The following is a 16,038-nucleotide window of genomic DNA, read 5'->3' as shown; positions in this document are numbered from 1 at the left end:
CAATATAGTGCCCGGCCGGTGGCTCGTCCACATTTTGACAGGGCCCGGCGGGCGTCTCAGGAGCGCGTCGCCGGGGAATCCCCCGCGCCCAGGGAGGCGGCCAGGCGTTCCCGCTCGCTCCGGGCATCCATGGTGATGTCACGGGCGTATCCACTGTCCGGCTCGTAGCTGCGCAGCCTCCCAAGGGTCTGCTCCGCGACCTCGAGGGAGGCACGCGCCTCGTCACGGCGCCCGGCATCCAACAGGATGGATGCCTCGAGCACCCGCGCGCGCACGAAGCTCGGCTCCAGGACCAGCGCCTCGCGGAGGACCCCGAGCGCGTCATCCGGCCGCTTCAGATCGACGTAATGGGCCGCGAGCTCCAGTCGGGGACGCGGATCGAGCGGCGTCAGGCGGACCGCCTCCTGGTAGAGCGCCAGGGCCCTCGACGCGGCGGTCGCGTCGTCGAACAGGCTGGCGGCGGCGCGCGCCTCCAGCCGCGCCAGGTGGAGCGGGAAGCGGTAGTCGATCGGCTTGAGACGGCGTGCCTCGAGAAGATTGAAGGCGGCGCGCGCGTATCCATCCGGCGTGAGCGGACCGGAGTTGAGAATCGCCATCGCGAGATCGTTCCGGTAGTCCGGGTGGTAAGGGTTGTGACGGGCGGCGCGCTCCATGTAGAAGACCCCCTCCCGCCCGAGGCGAAGGGCGGCCGAAGCCTCCGCATCGGCCCGGTAGGGCAGCAGAACCGCGACCACGAACAGGTAGACCACGAGCGTCACCCCGACGAACCGCGCCGGGCGCAGGCGGCGCGCGCCGGCGATCCCTGCCGGCGCGAGGTCCGGCGGTCCGGGTCCCCGTCGTCGGCGCGCCAGGGCCCCGCCCAGGAGAAGGGCCGGCACGAGTGTGAGGGCGGGACGGACGGCGAGGTCCTCCACGCACCCCTGGACCAGGAGCGCGAGGAAGCCCAGGCCGACCCCGAAGACTCCATCCTGATCCCAGGGGGCGCGCAGGCACAGCAGAGTCGCGCCGACGATCGCCCCCAGGATCAGCGCAGCGGCCGGGATCCCCGTTTCCGCCGCAAGGGTGAGGCCGGCGCTGTGCGCCCCCTGGAAATTGCGGCCGTAGCGCACCGGGCCGATGTCCGCCGGGAAATTGAACAGCGGCGACACGTGCGGGAACATCCCCGGGCCGAACCCCAGGAGGGGCCGCTCGGCGATCATCCCGGCCGAGGCCTTCCAGATCGACAGGCGCGTGTAGCGGTAGGGATCGACGGCGCGCGAGAAGCGGGCGCCCAGCACGAGGGCCGCGCCCAGGGCGCACGCCAGGATGAGACCCACGGCGACTTTCCGGGTGTGGGGAGGCAGAGCGTGACGTCGAAGCACTCCGAGCACGATGAGGCTGACGAAGAACCCGGCGAGCGCTCCCCGCGACTCCAGGAGGAAAATCGCCACGACGTGCATCCCCCCCAAAGCACCCCACGCCGCCCGGATCCGCGGCGGAGCGGGACGCAGGACCCCGACCAGAATCAGGAAGAGTCCGAGGTTCAGGAAGGCCGCCAGGTGGTTCGGGTTCACGAACGACGAACCGGCGGCCGCGGCCCTCCCGCCGGGATAGCGCGCGATGGCCAGAAGAGCCTGGAGAGAAGTCGAGGCGACGACGGCGCGGACCAGCCATCCGAGATCGCGATCGTCCGAGACCGCGAGCGCCGCCGCCGCGAACAGGAGGAAGGGAACGACGATGTCCCAGGCCGCCAGCGCCGCCGCCAGAGGGTAGGCGGCGCGCAGCGCGGAGAGGAGGGCGAGTCCGAGACCCGCCACGGCCACGACCCCAAGACCTCGAAGCGGACCGGCGAGGAGCGGAGCCGGACGCGGACCCCGCGCCCGGGGAGATGTCCAGGCGAGGACCACGCACGCCAGGGACAGGGTGTGCAGCACGAAGAGCGCCAGGGGCGCGCGTCCCCCTTCACCGAACGGGGCGAGCATGACGATCGCGGCGGCGGGGAGAAGGGGCACGAGACGCCTCACGGTTCGCTTCTCCTGCAGGGGACCGCCTCCGGGAGACTGTAGTCCTGCTTGAGCGGGAACAGGACGTGCGCGATCCACTGTTCGCGGTAGGCGGCTCCGGTCTCGCGGTACGACCTCATGTAGAGCGACAGATCGTAGTGCAGGATCGCCGACTCGGGATCGAGGCGGACGGCGCTCTCCGCCTGGCTCCTTCCCTCCCGGCTCAGGACGCCGTCGCTCATGCCGTGCGCCAGGACCCATTCCGCCACGAAGGCGCGCGGCGCTGGATCCGATGGTCGCACCCGGGCGGCCCGCCGGGCCAGCGACAGGGCCTCCCGGTCGCTCCCCTCGACGGCCGCGACGCGCGCCCGGTCGATCAGGTCCGTCGCGAGCGCGGTGACGACAGAGTGTCCCACGAAGCCGATCAGCGCCATCCCCAGAAGGAAGGCCCGCAGCCCCACCGCGGGCCCTGCGCCCCGCACGGTCCGGGCGGACGGCGCGGACGGGGCGCGCGATCCACAGGCCAGACCGACCAGAAGCGCCCCCGGGATGGCGACGCTCGGCAGGAACGCCGTGAAGTCCATCAGGTTGTGGACCAGGAATGAGGCCGCGGCCGCCGCGTACGGCAGCTCGCCGGCGCGCCCGCGCCAGGACTCCCGCAGCCTCCGCGCGAAGGCCAGCAGGACGCCCAGCATCGGCACGATCGCCCAGACGCCCCAGCCGGCGATCACTTGAAGATACGAGTTGTGCGCGTACCGCGTCTCGTTCATGCCCGGGCGCATATAGCGCGGGTAGAAGGTTCCGAACGAACCGGGGCCCGTTCCGAACACAGGATGGTCGCGGATCATCCCGGCGGCCGCCCGCCAGTTCCCGGCCCGCAGAAGGAACGGATCGCCTCCGGGCGCGCCGAACTCCTGGCTGCGGGCGCGCAGGAAGTGGACGCCGACTGCGAGCACCACCAGCGCGACCGCGGCGAGGAGAACGAGGCGCCGTCGTGCGGCGAGGAACGGGAGGGACAGCGACAAGGAGACGGCGGTCGCCGCGAGCCCGCCGATCGATCGGGTCAGGAAGAGTGCGTACGCCTGAAGAAGAGCGGCGGCGACCAGGACGCCCCGCATCCCGCGTCCGCTGAGGGAGCGCCTCCCCAGAAGGGTCAGGGGCAACGTCAGCGCGAAGAATCCTCCGAGCGCCGCGGGAAGCGTGAACGGTCCGGCCGGCCTCCCGTCCCGCAGGCGCGCCAGGACGTACGGTGAAACCGGAGCGGTCCCCTCGAGCAGACTCTGCAGTTCCTGACGATACGTGATGTGGGCCTGCAGCACGGCCAGAACGGCGGCGATGCATCCGAGGGCCACGAGAACCCCCGCGACCACCTCGCGCCCGCGCCGATCGGAGGCGATCGCCTGCCCCAGAACAGCCGCGAGCACGACGGTCGCGACCAGGGCGGCCTCGTCGAAGGCGCGCGCCCGGCAGGAGGACAGGAGGAGACTCGCAAAGGCGAGCGGCAGCAGCCCCGCCGTCCACGCGGGCAGCGGCGGCACCCCGTCCGCCGAACGCCAGGCCAGCCAGCCTGCGGCGGCCAGCAGGATCGCGCAGACGGCCCCGGACCACGCGTAGGTCTCCGGGGGACGCAGCACCGCCGGCACCAGGAGCGCCACCGCGAGCGCCGGCATCAGGATGTGAGTCCGGGTCAAGTGCTGTGCGTCCATGTCCCGCTGGAAAAAAAACGGGCGGCGCCGCGAGGCGCCGCCCGTGTCGTCTTCAACCCAGGGAGAACTAGGTCTGGGTACCCTGCGGCCACTGGAAGAACTGGCCGTTGGCAAACAGGATGTCGCAGTTGAAGTCGGTCGTCTGACCTCCGGTCTGCGTACCCTGCACGCCGTCCTTCGCCGGGCTGGTGATCGTGTACTGTGTCCCGCCCGCCACCGAGTCGCAGTCCCAGGCGTTGTTCCAGCCGTCCGTCGTCGGCACCGTCTTGATGTAGATCGGCGAGACGTAGGTGCTGATGCCCGAGGCCGGGACGCTGGACATGCCCTTCGGGTAGAAATTGTTGTCCACCGCGTAGGACTCGACCGCCGTTCCGATGGACCGCATGTCGGCCATCGTCCTCTTCTGCTTGCCCCTGTCGATCGCGTTCAGCAGGTTCGGGATTGCTATGGCGGCGATGATCCCGATGATGGCCACGACGATCAGGAGCTCGATCAGTGTGAAGCCTTTGTCCTTGCGCATTCGGGTAACCCCCTTTCGGCAATCTACTGTGAGCAAGCCGGATGCCACCCAAAAGCGCCTCCGTAAGGACCGGCGCAAGTGCCTGAGTCACGCCCATTTGCCTTTCCGATCCCGAATCCGTAGCGGTCCCGCGGTCCGGGAATACGCCCGATAGTAACAAGTTTCGTCAGGTCGGGGGACGCCGGCTGACACTGCGCGTCACCGGTCGACCGAACCCTTGTCCGGAGACGCGTCAAGGCGGCCCGCCAGGCGATTGAACCTCGACAGAAGCGATCGCGCCAGGACACAGCCGGGATCGTCCCGCACCTTTCTCTCCAGCTCACCGAGGATCGGTGCGACGGGCAGGTGCCCGGTCATGACTCCGGCGTACAGGTAGCGCCAGTCCTCGGGATGCACCGCCCGGTACTCGTGGCGGGCGATCACGGCGGCGTTCTCGTCCGACCGCCGGACCACGATCATCGCGTCGTCGTCCCAGTAGACGAGCGCCCAGGCCTCCCTGGGAAAGTGGTTGACCGAGAAGGCCCGCTCCACGACTCCCGCCGGCCGGCCGTCGGGCCCCGGACGGATCACCTTTTCGAGCGCCGGACTGTAGCGCAGGAAGGCGGCGTCGATGCGGTGCCGCTCGAGGAACGTCTCCCACGTCCGGGAATCTCCGAGCGACAGGAACACCTCCCGCAGGAGCGCGGGATAGATCTCGTTCCGCCCGTCGATGAACACCTTGTGTCCTGGGAAACGCCTCCAGATGAGATACCCTCCGAAGCGGACATCGTTGTACAGACGCCGGCCGATTCCCTCCCGCTCGACGAAATCGACGGCCGGCCGCGGCTCATTGCCGGGAGCAGGGCCGAGGCCCCAGGCGAAGGCGGGGGAAAGAACGGACAGCATCGGCACGGCGCAGAACAGGACGACGCCGGCGATCACGAAACCGGGTCGCACGCCGCCGGGAGCGGCGGGAAGCGCCCGTCTCCATCGGCGCTCGAAGGCCAAAGCGATCGCGCGGGCAGGACGGGCGAGGCCGAAGGGCAGGAGCACGAAGAACAGGCCGATGTTCCGCAGATGCGCCGCGGCGAGTATCGCGGCGATGAACAGAGCGGGCGTCGCGATCGGATCGAACCGCCGCCAGCCGGCGAGGACCACGACCGAAGCCGCGGCCGCGGCCAGCCAGAACAGCGGGAAGTCCTGGACGCCCGGACGGGTCCACTCGAGGTTCGGCGACGGGAGTGAGTCCAGGAGACGACGGACCTCGAACGGCACGGTGTAGATCCGATACCCGTAAGGGTTCGCGCAGGCGGCGATCGAGGCGGCGACGGCGACCAGCAGGAGCCGCGGCGCAAACGAAGGGCGCGGCCCCGCGGGCCGGTCCCCTGCGAAGATCGCCAGACGCTCCGTCGCGAGCGTCGTGACCACGCCCGCACCGAGGAGGACCGGCGCCAGGATTGCGCCGGGATGAAGATTGGATCCGAGCGCCACGAGAGGCGGGACGAGAATGAGAGGGCGAGGGTCGCCCGTCGCGCGCCCCCTGAGCACGAGGTCGATGACGAGCGGCAGAAGCAGAAGCGTGGCCAGCTCCGGCCGCACGTCCAGACGGAACGACGCCCCCACGAGCGCCGCCGCCAGGAGGAGTGAGGCGCCGGCCGGGCCGTGTCCCTCCCGTCTCACGTGGGAGAGCAGGAGCAGGCACAGGCCGCATACGAGCAGGGATTTGAGCACGATGAGTCCGGCCGGACCGAAGAGGCTGAACCCGGCGTCCAGGAGGACCTGCGACAGCCATTCGTGATCCACCCAGGGGGCGTTCTCGGCCGTGAACGAGAACGGATCGGTCCGCGGAACGGCGTGCTGCGACAGGATGAGACTGCCGGTCTTGAGGTGCCACCAGAAGTCGTAGTTACGAATCGGCGTCAGCGACACGGCGAGGGCCAGGAGCAGGAGCAGACCGACGAGCAGGACGCGATCGCCGCGCGACTCTGCGGTCCGGACGGTCGCCTGGTCGTTCACCACGCCCTCGACCGGGCGGCGACACCGTAGAGAGTCACGAGCAGAACGCCCACGAAGCCCAGGACGAGTCCCGCGACCACCTCCGCGGGCCTGTACTCCATCACGACCGTGTGCTCGCCGGCGGGCAGCGCCACCGCGCGGAACAGACCATCGGCCCGGAGGATCGGGACGGGTCGGTCGTCGAGCGTCGCCCTCCACCCGGGCGCGTACGCATCGGCCAGGACCGCGTAACCGGGTCCGGTGGTGCTGAGGCGCATCGTGATCCGCTCCGGCGTCTCCTGCGTGATGGCCGCTTCGCCGCCCGCCGCCGTCCCCCCCGCCTCGTCGTCATCGGCCGGGGCCCCTCCCGCCGCATCCTCGAGCAGCACGGCGCGTCCTGGATCATACGCGGGGTCGGAAAGGGCCGCGGCGAGGTCGGCGTCGCGGTGAAGCGGCCGGGCGCGCGCCACGATGCGCAGCCGCGGCACGACGGCGCGCACCCGGTAGAGCCGCACCGGCGGCCGGCTGAGGTCGTCGAGGACGGGTCCCGGCAGGAGTCCCGGATCGTCGAGCGGATCGTACGAGAGGAGGTAGCCGACGCGGCAGGCGGCCAGGGCCCGGACGCGCCTGTCCAGCGGCAGTGTCTCGAGGGAACGCCCGAGATCGGCGCTCTCCTTCAGGTCCATCCTGTCGGTTGCGGCGTCGAGCGCCGTCGGCACCGAGTCCGTGTGCCCGGTCATCAAGGCGTACACGAAGCGATCGTACCTGTACCCCCACACCAGCTCGTCGGTCGAGCCCCGCACGCTCAGATCGGGAGGACGCCGGGCGTGGTGCAGACGGGGATCCACGGCACCCCGACCGACGAATCCCCGGAGCGGGGAAGGAGCGGTCAGCCAGCCCGCGGCCGCCATGGAGCGGGCCGGGGAGGACGCGACCGCCAGGGAGACCGACGCCATGACGACAACGGCGAGCGCCGCGACCCGCGCCCGCGTCCCGGAGGGACGCCGCACGAGATAGAGCGCCAGGACGAGCAGCAGCGCCGATTCGCCGAACGCCCACAGGCTCGAGCGCAGGACGGCCCCGCGCAGCGTCGCCCCTCCGTCCGCCGCGAGGAAGGGGCCCGGGACGCCCGCGATGCGGGACAGGAGTCCGTCGGCAAACCGGGCGGTTGCGGCGCAGGCGCAGAACGCGAAGGCCGCCGCGCAGACTGCAGCGATGCCGAACACCGCCTTCCGGGACGGCGGCGACGCGAGCAGCCGCTCGATCCCGTACCCGGCCAGAAGAGCCGCCGCGAACAGGAACACCAGGAGGAAGCGCTCCGGGTATCGCACCTGCCGCAACGGCTCGACGGATCCGAACAGAAGCCGGTACGGGGTGCTGTACCGCCCGAGCGCCAGAAGGAGGGCCAGCACGGCGATCACACCCAGGACCCGCCGGCGCGCGAGAGCCGGGCCGCGGTTCCACGCGCCGATGCACGCCAGCGCACACGGCAGAGTCCCGACGTAGATCGACAGAAGGAAGGGGTACCCCCCTTCGAAGAGGAACCCGCCCCACCACGAGACCGGCGACATCCGGGTCGGGTCGCCAAACAGCCGCGGGAGCGCGATCTCGGGCAGACGCTGCGGCAGCAGGGACCATTTCAGCCCCTCGACGACGTCGAAACCCGCGCCTCGCGCCGACAACGGCAGGAGCGCTTTCGCAGGGACGATCTCCGCCGCGGCGACGAGGGCCGCGGCGGCGAGGACCAATCCGAAGGCCAGGCAGGCGGGGAGGTTCAGCCGCAGTCCCGGGGAGGGGGCGGGCTCCGTCGCCACGAGGGCGCCGCCCAGGAGGACCAGGGCCAGGACACAGGCCGGCTCCGCGGTGATCAGGACGACCGCGCTGCACAGCGCGGCCGGCGCCAGGAGGAATCGCCGGCCCGGGACGGTACCCTGCAGGAGGGCCCACAGCGCGATCGGCACCCAGGCGGCCGCCGACAGGACGTTCTGCAGGCTCGCGAGGGACGCCGCCGGTCCGGAGAGCGACAGGACGGCGGCGACGAGCAGCGACGCTTCGCGCCCCAGACGCAACGACCGGCCCAGCAGGTAGCCCCCCGCCGCGAGGAGGACGAACTGCAGGACGATCGAGGCGACGAACGCGGTGTTGAACGGCAGAACGAAGAACAGGAGCGAGATCGGATGGAGCACGAGCGCGTTCGGGTTGGCGAGGAGCGGCGTGCCGCCGCCGTGGAGGGGATCCCAGAGCGGCAGGTCGCCGGAACGGAGCCGCTCGGTCACGAGGCCCCGGACGGGATAGTGGTTCTGGGAAACGTCGCGCAGGTAGAAGAGACGTCCCTGGAGCATCCCCCGGAAGGCAAGCAGGAGAAGGAGGCCCAGGACAAGGGCGGGGATCACCCTCAGGGACGGCCCGGGGCGCGCAGCGCTCGAGGAGTGCATGGCCGACACGCGCCTCCAGACCGTCTGTCGTGGACGAGGGCGGAGCGCTAACCTACGTTCGCCCGGGGCTCCTTGCGCTCCGCCAGCCGGTATTTCTTCGCGAAATACCGGAACGAGCGGAAGCTCATCCCGAGAATCTCGGCGGCCCGCGTCTGGATCCCCTGCGCCCGGCGCAGCGCCTCTTCCATGTAGTGCTCGCGCAGCCGCTCGAGCTGGCGCTCCAGATCCATACCGCCATCCGACAGGACGATCGGGAACTCCTGCAGCGGACGGCCGCCGCTTCGAACCTCGCGCGACAGGCTGTCGATGGTGATGGCGTCGGTGGATTCGAGCGCCACGGCCCGCTCGATGACGTTTTCAAGCTCGCGCACGTTGCCTGGCCAGTCGTGCTCCGACAGTCGGGCCATCGCCTCCTCGCTGATGCGGGTGATCTTCTTGCCCATGATCCGCCCGTACTTGACGAGGAAGTGCAGCGCCAGCTTCGGGATGTCCTCGGGCTTCTCGCGCAGGGCCGGCATGCGGATCTGGATGACATTGATGCGGTAGTACAGGTCCTCGCGGAAGCGCTTCTGGCGGACCAGCTGCTCGAGGTCCTGGTTGGTCGCCGCCAGGACGCGCACGTTGACCTCGAGCTCGTCGGTGCCGCCGACGCGCCGGATGCGGCGTTCCTGCAATACGCGCAGGAGCTTGATCTGCATCGCCGGGGTCGTGTCGCCGATCTCGTCCAGGAAGATGGTGCCGCCGTCGGCCACCTCGAACAGTCCCTTCTTGGCGGTGATCGCTCCCGTGAAGGAGCCGCGCACGTGGCCGAACAGCTCGCTCTCCAGGAGCTCGTCCGGCAGGGCCCCGCAGTTGATCGAGACGAAGGGACGGTCCTTGCAGGGACTGCCCGCATGGATGGCCCGGGCGACGAGCTCCTTGCCGGTCCCCGATTCCCCCGAGATCAGGACGGTGCTGTTGGTCGGGGCGATCTTCGCGATGAGCTCCGTGGTTTCGCGCATCCGGGGGCTGTCGCCCACCATCTCGTCGAAACGCAGCTTCTCCTTGAGCTCGCGCTTCAGGACCCGGTTCTCGTTCTCGAGGCGCCGCTTCTCCAGGGCGTTGCCGACGACCGTCTTCATCTCCTCGACGTCGAACGGCTTGATGATGTAGTCGTAGGCGCCGAGCTTGAGCGCCTCGATCGCGCTCTCCGTCGAGGCGTACGCGGTGATCATGATCACCGGCGTGCCGGGGTTGGAGGCCTTGGTCTGCTTCAGAATGTCGATCCCCGACTTCCCGGGCATGGAGATGTCGGTGATCACGAGGTCGAACTCCCCCTTGCCGACGAGCTCGGAGGCCTTGTCCGCCGATTCCGACACGACGACCGAGTACCCCTCCTTCTTGAGCATGATGGAGAGGAAGTCGCGCATCCCCTTTTCGTCGTCGATGATCAGGACGCGGTCCATCGCCTCTCCTCGTGTACCGTCCGGACGTCCGTCTGGCGCGGGAGGTGGACGGCGATCTCCGTGCCCTTCCCCCGGCGGCTCCTCACGCGGATGCGCCCGCCGTGCTCCTCGATGATGCGATAGACGATCGCCAGCCCCAGCCCCGTGCCGCTGGGGAACGACCCGTGGAATGGCTGGAAGTTCGTGGCGATGTCCTCCTCGGACATGCCGATCCCGGTGTCGGCGAAGGTCACGCTCACCTGTCCGTCACCCGGATCGAGGGCGCTGACGGTCAGAGTACCCCCCTCGGGCATCGCCTTGAGGGCGTTCTTGGCCAGGTTCCAGAAGACCTGCTTCATCCTGTTGACGTCGAGGTCCACCCGGATCGTCTCCGGGCGGAAGCGCGTCTCGACCCGGTGGTGCGGCCGCAGCTCCTCGCTGTTCTCCAGGAGACCGAGGGTTTCCCGCAGGACCGCCGCCAGGTCCGCCGATTCCGCGTGGAAGCGGCCGGGTTTGGCGAACAGCAGGAAGTCCCGGATGATCTGGTCCAGGCGCTTCGACTCCTTGATCACGATGTCCATCAGCTCCGCCGCTTCTCCCTGCGGCTTCAGGTCACGCTTGAGGACCTGCACCGACCCGCTGATCGAGGCCAGGGGATTCCGCAGCTCGTGCGCCACGCCGGCGGCCATCTCCCCCAGGGCCGCCATGCGCTTCTTCAGCGCGACCTCGTCCTCCAGGGCCCGGATCTCCGTGAGGTCCTGGAAGATGAAGATCATGCCGAGAGGATCCCCGGTGCGATCCCTGAGGACCGAGACGGTGAACCCGAGAAACAGCCTGCGGCCGCGGCCGTCCTCGTAGTTCAGCTCGCTGCGGTACCGTCTCTCGCTCTCGAGGGCCGCGCGCACGCGCGCCAGGAAGTCCGAGGATCGCCCCAGGACCTCCAGGATGTTGCGGCGCGTGAGGTCGGTGATCGGCCGGCCGGTGATCTCCGCGGCGCCCCGGTTGGCGAAGGTGATCGTCCCCTCCGGGTCGGTGGTCAGGAGCCCGGAATTCATGCTCTCGATGATGTTGTCGTTGTAGTCGCGGAGCTGGGCCAGGTCGTCCCGGCGCATCTCCAGCTCCCGGCCCGTGCGTCTCAGGTTCTCGGTCAGGTAGGACGCCAGGTAGGCCACGGCGATGAACGACACGAGGTGCGCGACCAGGGAGTACAGGATGCGCACGGTGGCGGTCCCGCCCTCCTCGCTCCCCGCGGGGTACGGCGTCAGGACGCCCCTCTGGATCAGAAGGACCATGCCGGCGTACATCAGCCAGGAGCAGGCGGCCACGAGGAACCCGCCGCGCCTCACCAGGAGGATGCTGCCGATGATGATCGTCAGCAGATAGAGGAACGAGAACGGACTCTCCGCCCCGCCGGTCAGGTAGACGAACCCCGTCACGATCAGGAGATCGCCGATGAGCTGGGCGTAGATCTGCGGCGGAACCGCGCGCAGGGTGCGTGACAGGATCGCGTAGGCGATCGTCATCGCGTAGGTGACCACCGCCAGCACGTAGAACGGCTGGAGCGACAGGAGCGGCCGGTACATCAGCTCGATGACGAACGTCGAGACCATGAGGGTCGTGATGATCACGACCCGGAAGGTCATGAGCCAGTCGAGCTGCCTGCGGAGCTCCCGCTCCTGCGCTCCCATTCATGCGCCTAGGCGATCTTGCCGAGCAGGCTGAACATCGGCATGTACATGGAGATGACGATGCCGCCGATCATGATCCCGAGGAACAGGATCATGACGGGCTCGAGCAGGGCCATCAGGTTCTCGACCGCCTCGTCCACCTCGTCCTCGTAGAAGTCGGCGATCTTCGAGAGCATGGCGTCGAGGGCCCCGGTCTGCTCGCCGACGCTGATCATCTGCACGACCATCGACGGAAACACGCCCGTGTCCTCCAGCGGACCGGCGATCGTCTTGCCCTCCTCGATGCTCTTGCGCGTCGCCATGATGGCGTCCTCGACGATGGCGTTGCCCGAGGTCCGTGCGGTGATCTCCAGCCCCTCCAGGATCGGCACGCCCGACTGGATGAGGGTGCCCAGGGTGCGGCAGAAGCGGGCGACGGAGATCTTGCGCATCAGGTCGCCGAGGACGGGGATCTTGAGGACGAAGGCGTCGATCTGCCGGCGCCCCTTGTAGGTCTTGTAGTAGCGGTTCAGGAAGAAGGCGACGGCGCCGAGCGCCAGCACCAGGAGCGGCATGAACCGGCCCAGGAAGTTGCTGACGGCGATCGTGATCCGGGTCGGAAGCGGCAGGGTCGCGCCGAGCCCCTGGAACAGCATCGCGAAGGTCGGGATGACCTTCCAGAGGATGATGATGACCACGCCGATGGCGATCGTGATGACCGCCACGGGATAGATCATCGCCGATCGGACGGCCGCCTTCAGCTTGACCGCCTTTTCGATGTATTGCGCGAGGCGCTGCAGGATGGTGTCCAGGATGCCGCCCGACTCGCCGGCGGCGATCATGTTGCAGTACAGGTTGTTGAACACCTTGGGATGCTTGCGCAGCGAATCGGCGAGCGTCGAGCCGGACTCGACGTCCTGACGCACCTGGAAGAGCACCTTCTGGAAGGCGCGGTTCTTCTGCTGGGACCCGAGGATCTCCAGGCACTGCACCAGCGGGAGACCGGCGTCGATCATGACCGAGAACTGGCGGGTGAAGATGGCGATCTCCTTCTGGCCGACGCCCCCTCCGAACTTCGGGACGGCAAGCTCCTTCCCCTTCTCGGTGACCGCCGACACCATGATCTGCTGGCGGCGGAGGAGCGAGATCACCGCTTCCTTGTTCTCGGCGGCGACCGTGCCCTCCTGCATCTTCCCCATCCGGTTCTTGCCCTTCCAGGTGTAGTTCGGCATGTTGGCTCCTCGTGCGTCTCCCGGGACGTTACTTGCGGGCGGCCGACCGCACGGCGGCGTTGCTGGCCGCGGTCGGCTGATTGATGAGCCCCGCGCCGCGGTTGATCATCTCCTGCAGCTCGTCCGGGTTGCTGCTGTGCGACAGGGCGGTGGTCAGCGTGATCTGTTTCTTGAAGTAGAGGCTGGCGAGGGACTGGTTGGACGTCTGCATCCCGAACTGGGCCTGGCCGGTCTGCATCATCGAGTAGATCTGGTGGATCTTGTCCTCGCGGATGAGGTTCCTGATGGCGGAGTTGGGGACCAGGATCTCCATCGTCAGGCAGCGTCCCTTCCCGGAGGCCTTGGGCAGGAGGGACTGGCAGAGGATCCCCTCGAGCACGAACGACAGCTGGGCGCGGATCTGCGACTGCTGGTGAGCCGGGAAGACATCGATGATCCGGTTGATGGTCTGCGCCGCGGAGTTGGTGTGCAGGGTTCCAAATGTAAGATGGCCGGTCTCGGCGATGCGCAGGGCCGCCTCGATCGTCTCGAGGTCGCGCATCTCGCCGATGAGCACCACGTCGGGATCCTGGCGCAGCACCGACTTGAGCGCATTGCTGAACGAATGGGTGTCCGCGAACAGCTCGCGCTGGTTGACGATACAGCTCTTGTGGCCGTGCAGGTATTCGACCGGGTCCTCGATCGTGACGATGTGCCCCTTGTCCTCGTTGTTGATCTTGTCAATCATCGCGGCCAGGGTGGTCGACTTGCCGGAGCCGGTCGGACCGGTCACCAGGATCAACCCGCGTGGCTTGTCGCACAGCGTCGCCACGACTTCGGGCAGGCCGAGATCGGCGAAGTTCTTCACCTCCCAGGGGATGGTCCGGAACGCGGCCGCCACGGCGCCCCTCTGGCTGAAGATGTTGGCGCGGAAGCGCGCCAGCCCCCTGACGCCGAAGGAGAAATCGAGCTCCAGGTTTTCCTCGAAGCGGTGCTTCTGGTTGTCGGTCAGGACGCTGTACGCCAGCGCCTTCGTCTCGGGGGCCGTGAGCGGCGGGAGCTGCAGGGGAACCAGCTTGCCGTCGACGCGGATCTGCGGCGGAGAGTTGGTCGTGACGTGCAGGTCCGTCCCACTCTGCTCCACCAGCGTTTTCAGCAATTGATGCAGCGTGACCGCCATCTGTTCCTCCTCAGAGCACCGTCTCGCGCACGACTTCCTCCACGGTGGTCTGGCCCGTCTTGATCTTGCGCAGGCCCGATCCGCGGAGGGTGATCATTCCCTCTTCGATGGCTTTGTTCTTCAGCTCGATGGAGGATGCGCCGGTCAGGATCATCTCGCGCATCCCGTCCGTGATCTCCATCACCTCGTACAGTCCGACGCGTCCCTTGTAGCCGGTGTTGTTGCACGTCGGGCAGCCCCGTCCTTTGTACAGCTTGACCTTGGGCGCCTCGTCGGCGCCGTAGCCGATGTCGATCAAGGCCTGCGCTGGCATGTTGACCTCCTCCTTGCAGTCCTTGCACAGGCGCCGGACCAGGCGCTGCGCGCAGATCAGGTGGACCGAGGTCGCCACGAGGTAGGGCTCGATGCCCATGTTCATGAGTCGGTTCACGGTGGACGGGGCGTCGTTCGTGTGCAGCGTGGACAGCACCAGGTGGCCCGTGAGAGCCGCCTTGACCGCGATCTCGGCCGTCTCGAAGTCGCGGATCTCCCCGACCAGGATGATGTTCGGGTCCTGTCTCAGGAAAGAGCGCAGCGCCGCGGCGAAGTTGAGCCCGATCTGCTCTTTCATCTGGACCTGGTTGATGCCATGCAGGTTGAACTCGACCGGATCTTCCGCGGTGATTATGTTGGTCTCGGGCGAGTTGACCTTGCTGATCGAGGAGTACAGCGTGTTCGTCTTCCCGGAGCCGGTGGGTCCGGTGACCAGGACCATGCCGTACGGCTTGAAGATCGCCTTCTCGAACTTGGTGAGCGATTCCTGCTCGAACCCGAGCCGGGTCATGTCCAGCATCAGGTTCTCTTTGTCGAGAAGCCGCAGGACGATCTTCTCCCCGAACAGGGTCGGCAGCACGGAGACCCGGTAGTCCATCTCGCGGTTCTTTCCCTGGAGCTTCATTTTGATCTTGATGCGCCCGTCCTGGGGCAGCCGCTTCTCGGAGATGTCGAGCTTCGCCATGATCTTGAGGCGCGACGTGATGGCGTCCCGCAGCTTCATGGGCGGCTGCATGATCTCGTACAGGACGCCGTCGATCCGGAAGCGCACGCGAAAATCCTTCTCGTACGGCTCGATGTGGATATCGGAGGCGCCCCGCTTGATGGAGTCGGTCAGGATCAGGTTCACCAGCCTGACGACCGGCGCCTCCTCGGTCGCCGCCTCCAGCTTCGCGAGGTCGACCTCCTGTTCCTCCTCCAGGAGCTCCAGGTTCTGGTCGTTCTCCTCCTGGGCCAGGTCGTCCATGACCTTTTTCAGCTCCAGGGCATGGATCGAGCCGTAGTACCGGTCGATCGCCTCCTTGATGGCGACCTCGGAGGCGACCACCGGCTCCACGTTGTAGCCGGACATGAACTTGATGTCGTCCATGGCGAACACGTTCGTGGGATCCACCATGGCGATGGTCAGGGTCGCGCCGCTGCGGCTGACCGGCATGATCAGGTACTTCTGCGCCACCTCGCTCGGGATCAGCTTGACGACCGAGTCGTCGACCTCGATTTTCGAGAGGTTGATTGCGGGCACTCCGTACTGCTGGGAGAGGACGCGGGTGATCTCCTCTTCCTTGACGAAGCCGAGCTTGATGAGGTTCAGCCCGAGCTTGCCTCCGTTGGTCTTCTGGTACTCGAGGGCGTCCTGGAGCTTCTGCGGGGTAAGGAGCCCCGCCTTGATCAACATCTCGCCCAGTTTGACTGCCATTCAGGACCTCACCGCGAAGCCGCCGACGGACGGGGCTCCTTGCGTGATCACGCGGAGACTCGAGTACGGGGTGACAAATTATGTACCTGAACAATTTCTGTCAAGGGATTCCTGGAAATATGGCTACAAAGATTTGACGGATCGACAACGCAAACGTTGACATTTGCGATATCGAATCTAAGTTATTGTGGCGTAGCGTGATATGCGGGT

General features: G+C 67.8%; 10 protein-coding genes. All 10 read right to left on the bottom strand.

Annotated elements, in window-relative coordinates; all coding sequences use genetic code 11:
- Nucleotides 1–56: 56 nt before the first annotated feature.
- Complete coding sequence (locus tag VEW47_15355) at nt 57–2,003, bottom strand: O-antigen ligase family protein (protein HYS06558.1); 1,947 nt, start codon at nt 2,001–2,003, stop codon at nt 57–59.
- Entirely contained in the window at nt 2,000–3,673 is a 1,674-nt protein-coding gene (locus VEW47_15350) for an O-antigen ligase family protein (protein ID HYS06557.1), read from the bottom strand. The genes VEW47_15355 and VEW47_15350 overlap by 4 nt, the downstream gene beginning before the upstream one ends.
- Before the next feature lie 82 nt (nt 3,674–3,755).
- Nucleotides 3,756–4,208 carry a prepilin-type N-terminal cleavage/methylation domain-containing protein gene (locus tag VEW47_15345; GenBank protein ID HYS06556.1) on the bottom strand — a complete coding sequence of 151 codons (453 nt, stop codon included), beginning with the start codon at nt 4,206–4,208 and terminating at the stop codon, nt 3,756–3,758.
- A 198-nt stretch (nt 4,209–4,406) separates the two neighbouring features.
- On the bottom strand, nt 4,407–6,203 hold the full coding sequence (locus tag VEW47_15340; GenBank protein HYS06555.1) for a hypothetical protein: 1,797 nt from the start codon (nt 6,201–6,203) through the stop codon (nt 4,407–4,409).
- Nucleotides 6,200–8,617, bottom strand: coding sequence for a YfhO family protein (locus VEW47_15335; GenBank protein HYS06554.1), 2,418 nt, complete (start codon nt 8,615–8,617; stop codon nt 6,200–6,202). The genes VEW47_15340 and VEW47_15335 overlap by 4 nt, the downstream gene beginning before the upstream one ends.
- A 47-nt stretch (nt 8,618–8,664) precedes the next feature.
- Entirely contained in the window at nt 8,665–10,062 is a 1,398-nt protein-coding gene (locus VEW47_15330) for a sigma-54 dependent transcriptional regulator (protein ID HYS06553.1), read from the bottom strand.
- Nucleotides 10,047–11,729 carry an ATP-binding protein gene (locus VEW47_15325; GenBank protein ID HYS06552.1) on the bottom strand — a complete coding sequence of 561 codons (1,683 nt, stop codon included), beginning with the start codon at nt 11,727–11,729 and terminating at the stop codon, nt 10,047–10,049. Before VEW47_15325 ends, VEW47_15330 begins: the two co-directional genes overlap by 16 nt.
- Nucleotides 11,730–11,737: 8 nt before the next feature.
- Nucleotides 11,738–12,940 carry a type II secretion system F family protein gene (locus tag VEW47_15320; protein HYS06551.1) on the bottom strand — a complete coding sequence of 401 codons (1,203 nt, stop codon included), beginning with the start codon at nt 12,938–12,940 and terminating at the stop codon, nt 11,738–11,740.
- Nucleotides 12,941–12,968: 28 nt separating this feature from the next.
- Entirely contained in the window at nt 12,969–14,099 is a 1,131-nt protein-coding gene (locus VEW47_15315) for a type IV pilus twitching motility protein PilT (protein ID HYS06550.1), read from the bottom strand.
- Between the two features lie 10 nt (nt 14,100–14,109).
- The gene (gene pilB / locus VEW47_15310) at nt 14,110–15,828 is read right to left on the bottom strand and encodes a type IV-A pilus assembly ATPase PilB (protein HYS06549.1); all 1,719 of its coding nucleotides are present in this window, start codon (nt 15,826–15,828) and stop codon (nt 14,110–14,112) included.
- Between the last annotated feature and the right edge of the window lie 210 nt (nt 15,829–16,038).

Source organism: Candidatus Dormiibacterota bacterium (assembly GCA_035635555.1).
Lineage (GTDB): Bacteria > Acidobacteriota > Polarisedimenticolia > Gp22-AA2 > Gp22-AA2 > Gp22-AA3.
Note: the sequence above shows the minus strand (reverse complement) of the source record. Positions and strands in the feature narration are given on the sequence as shown.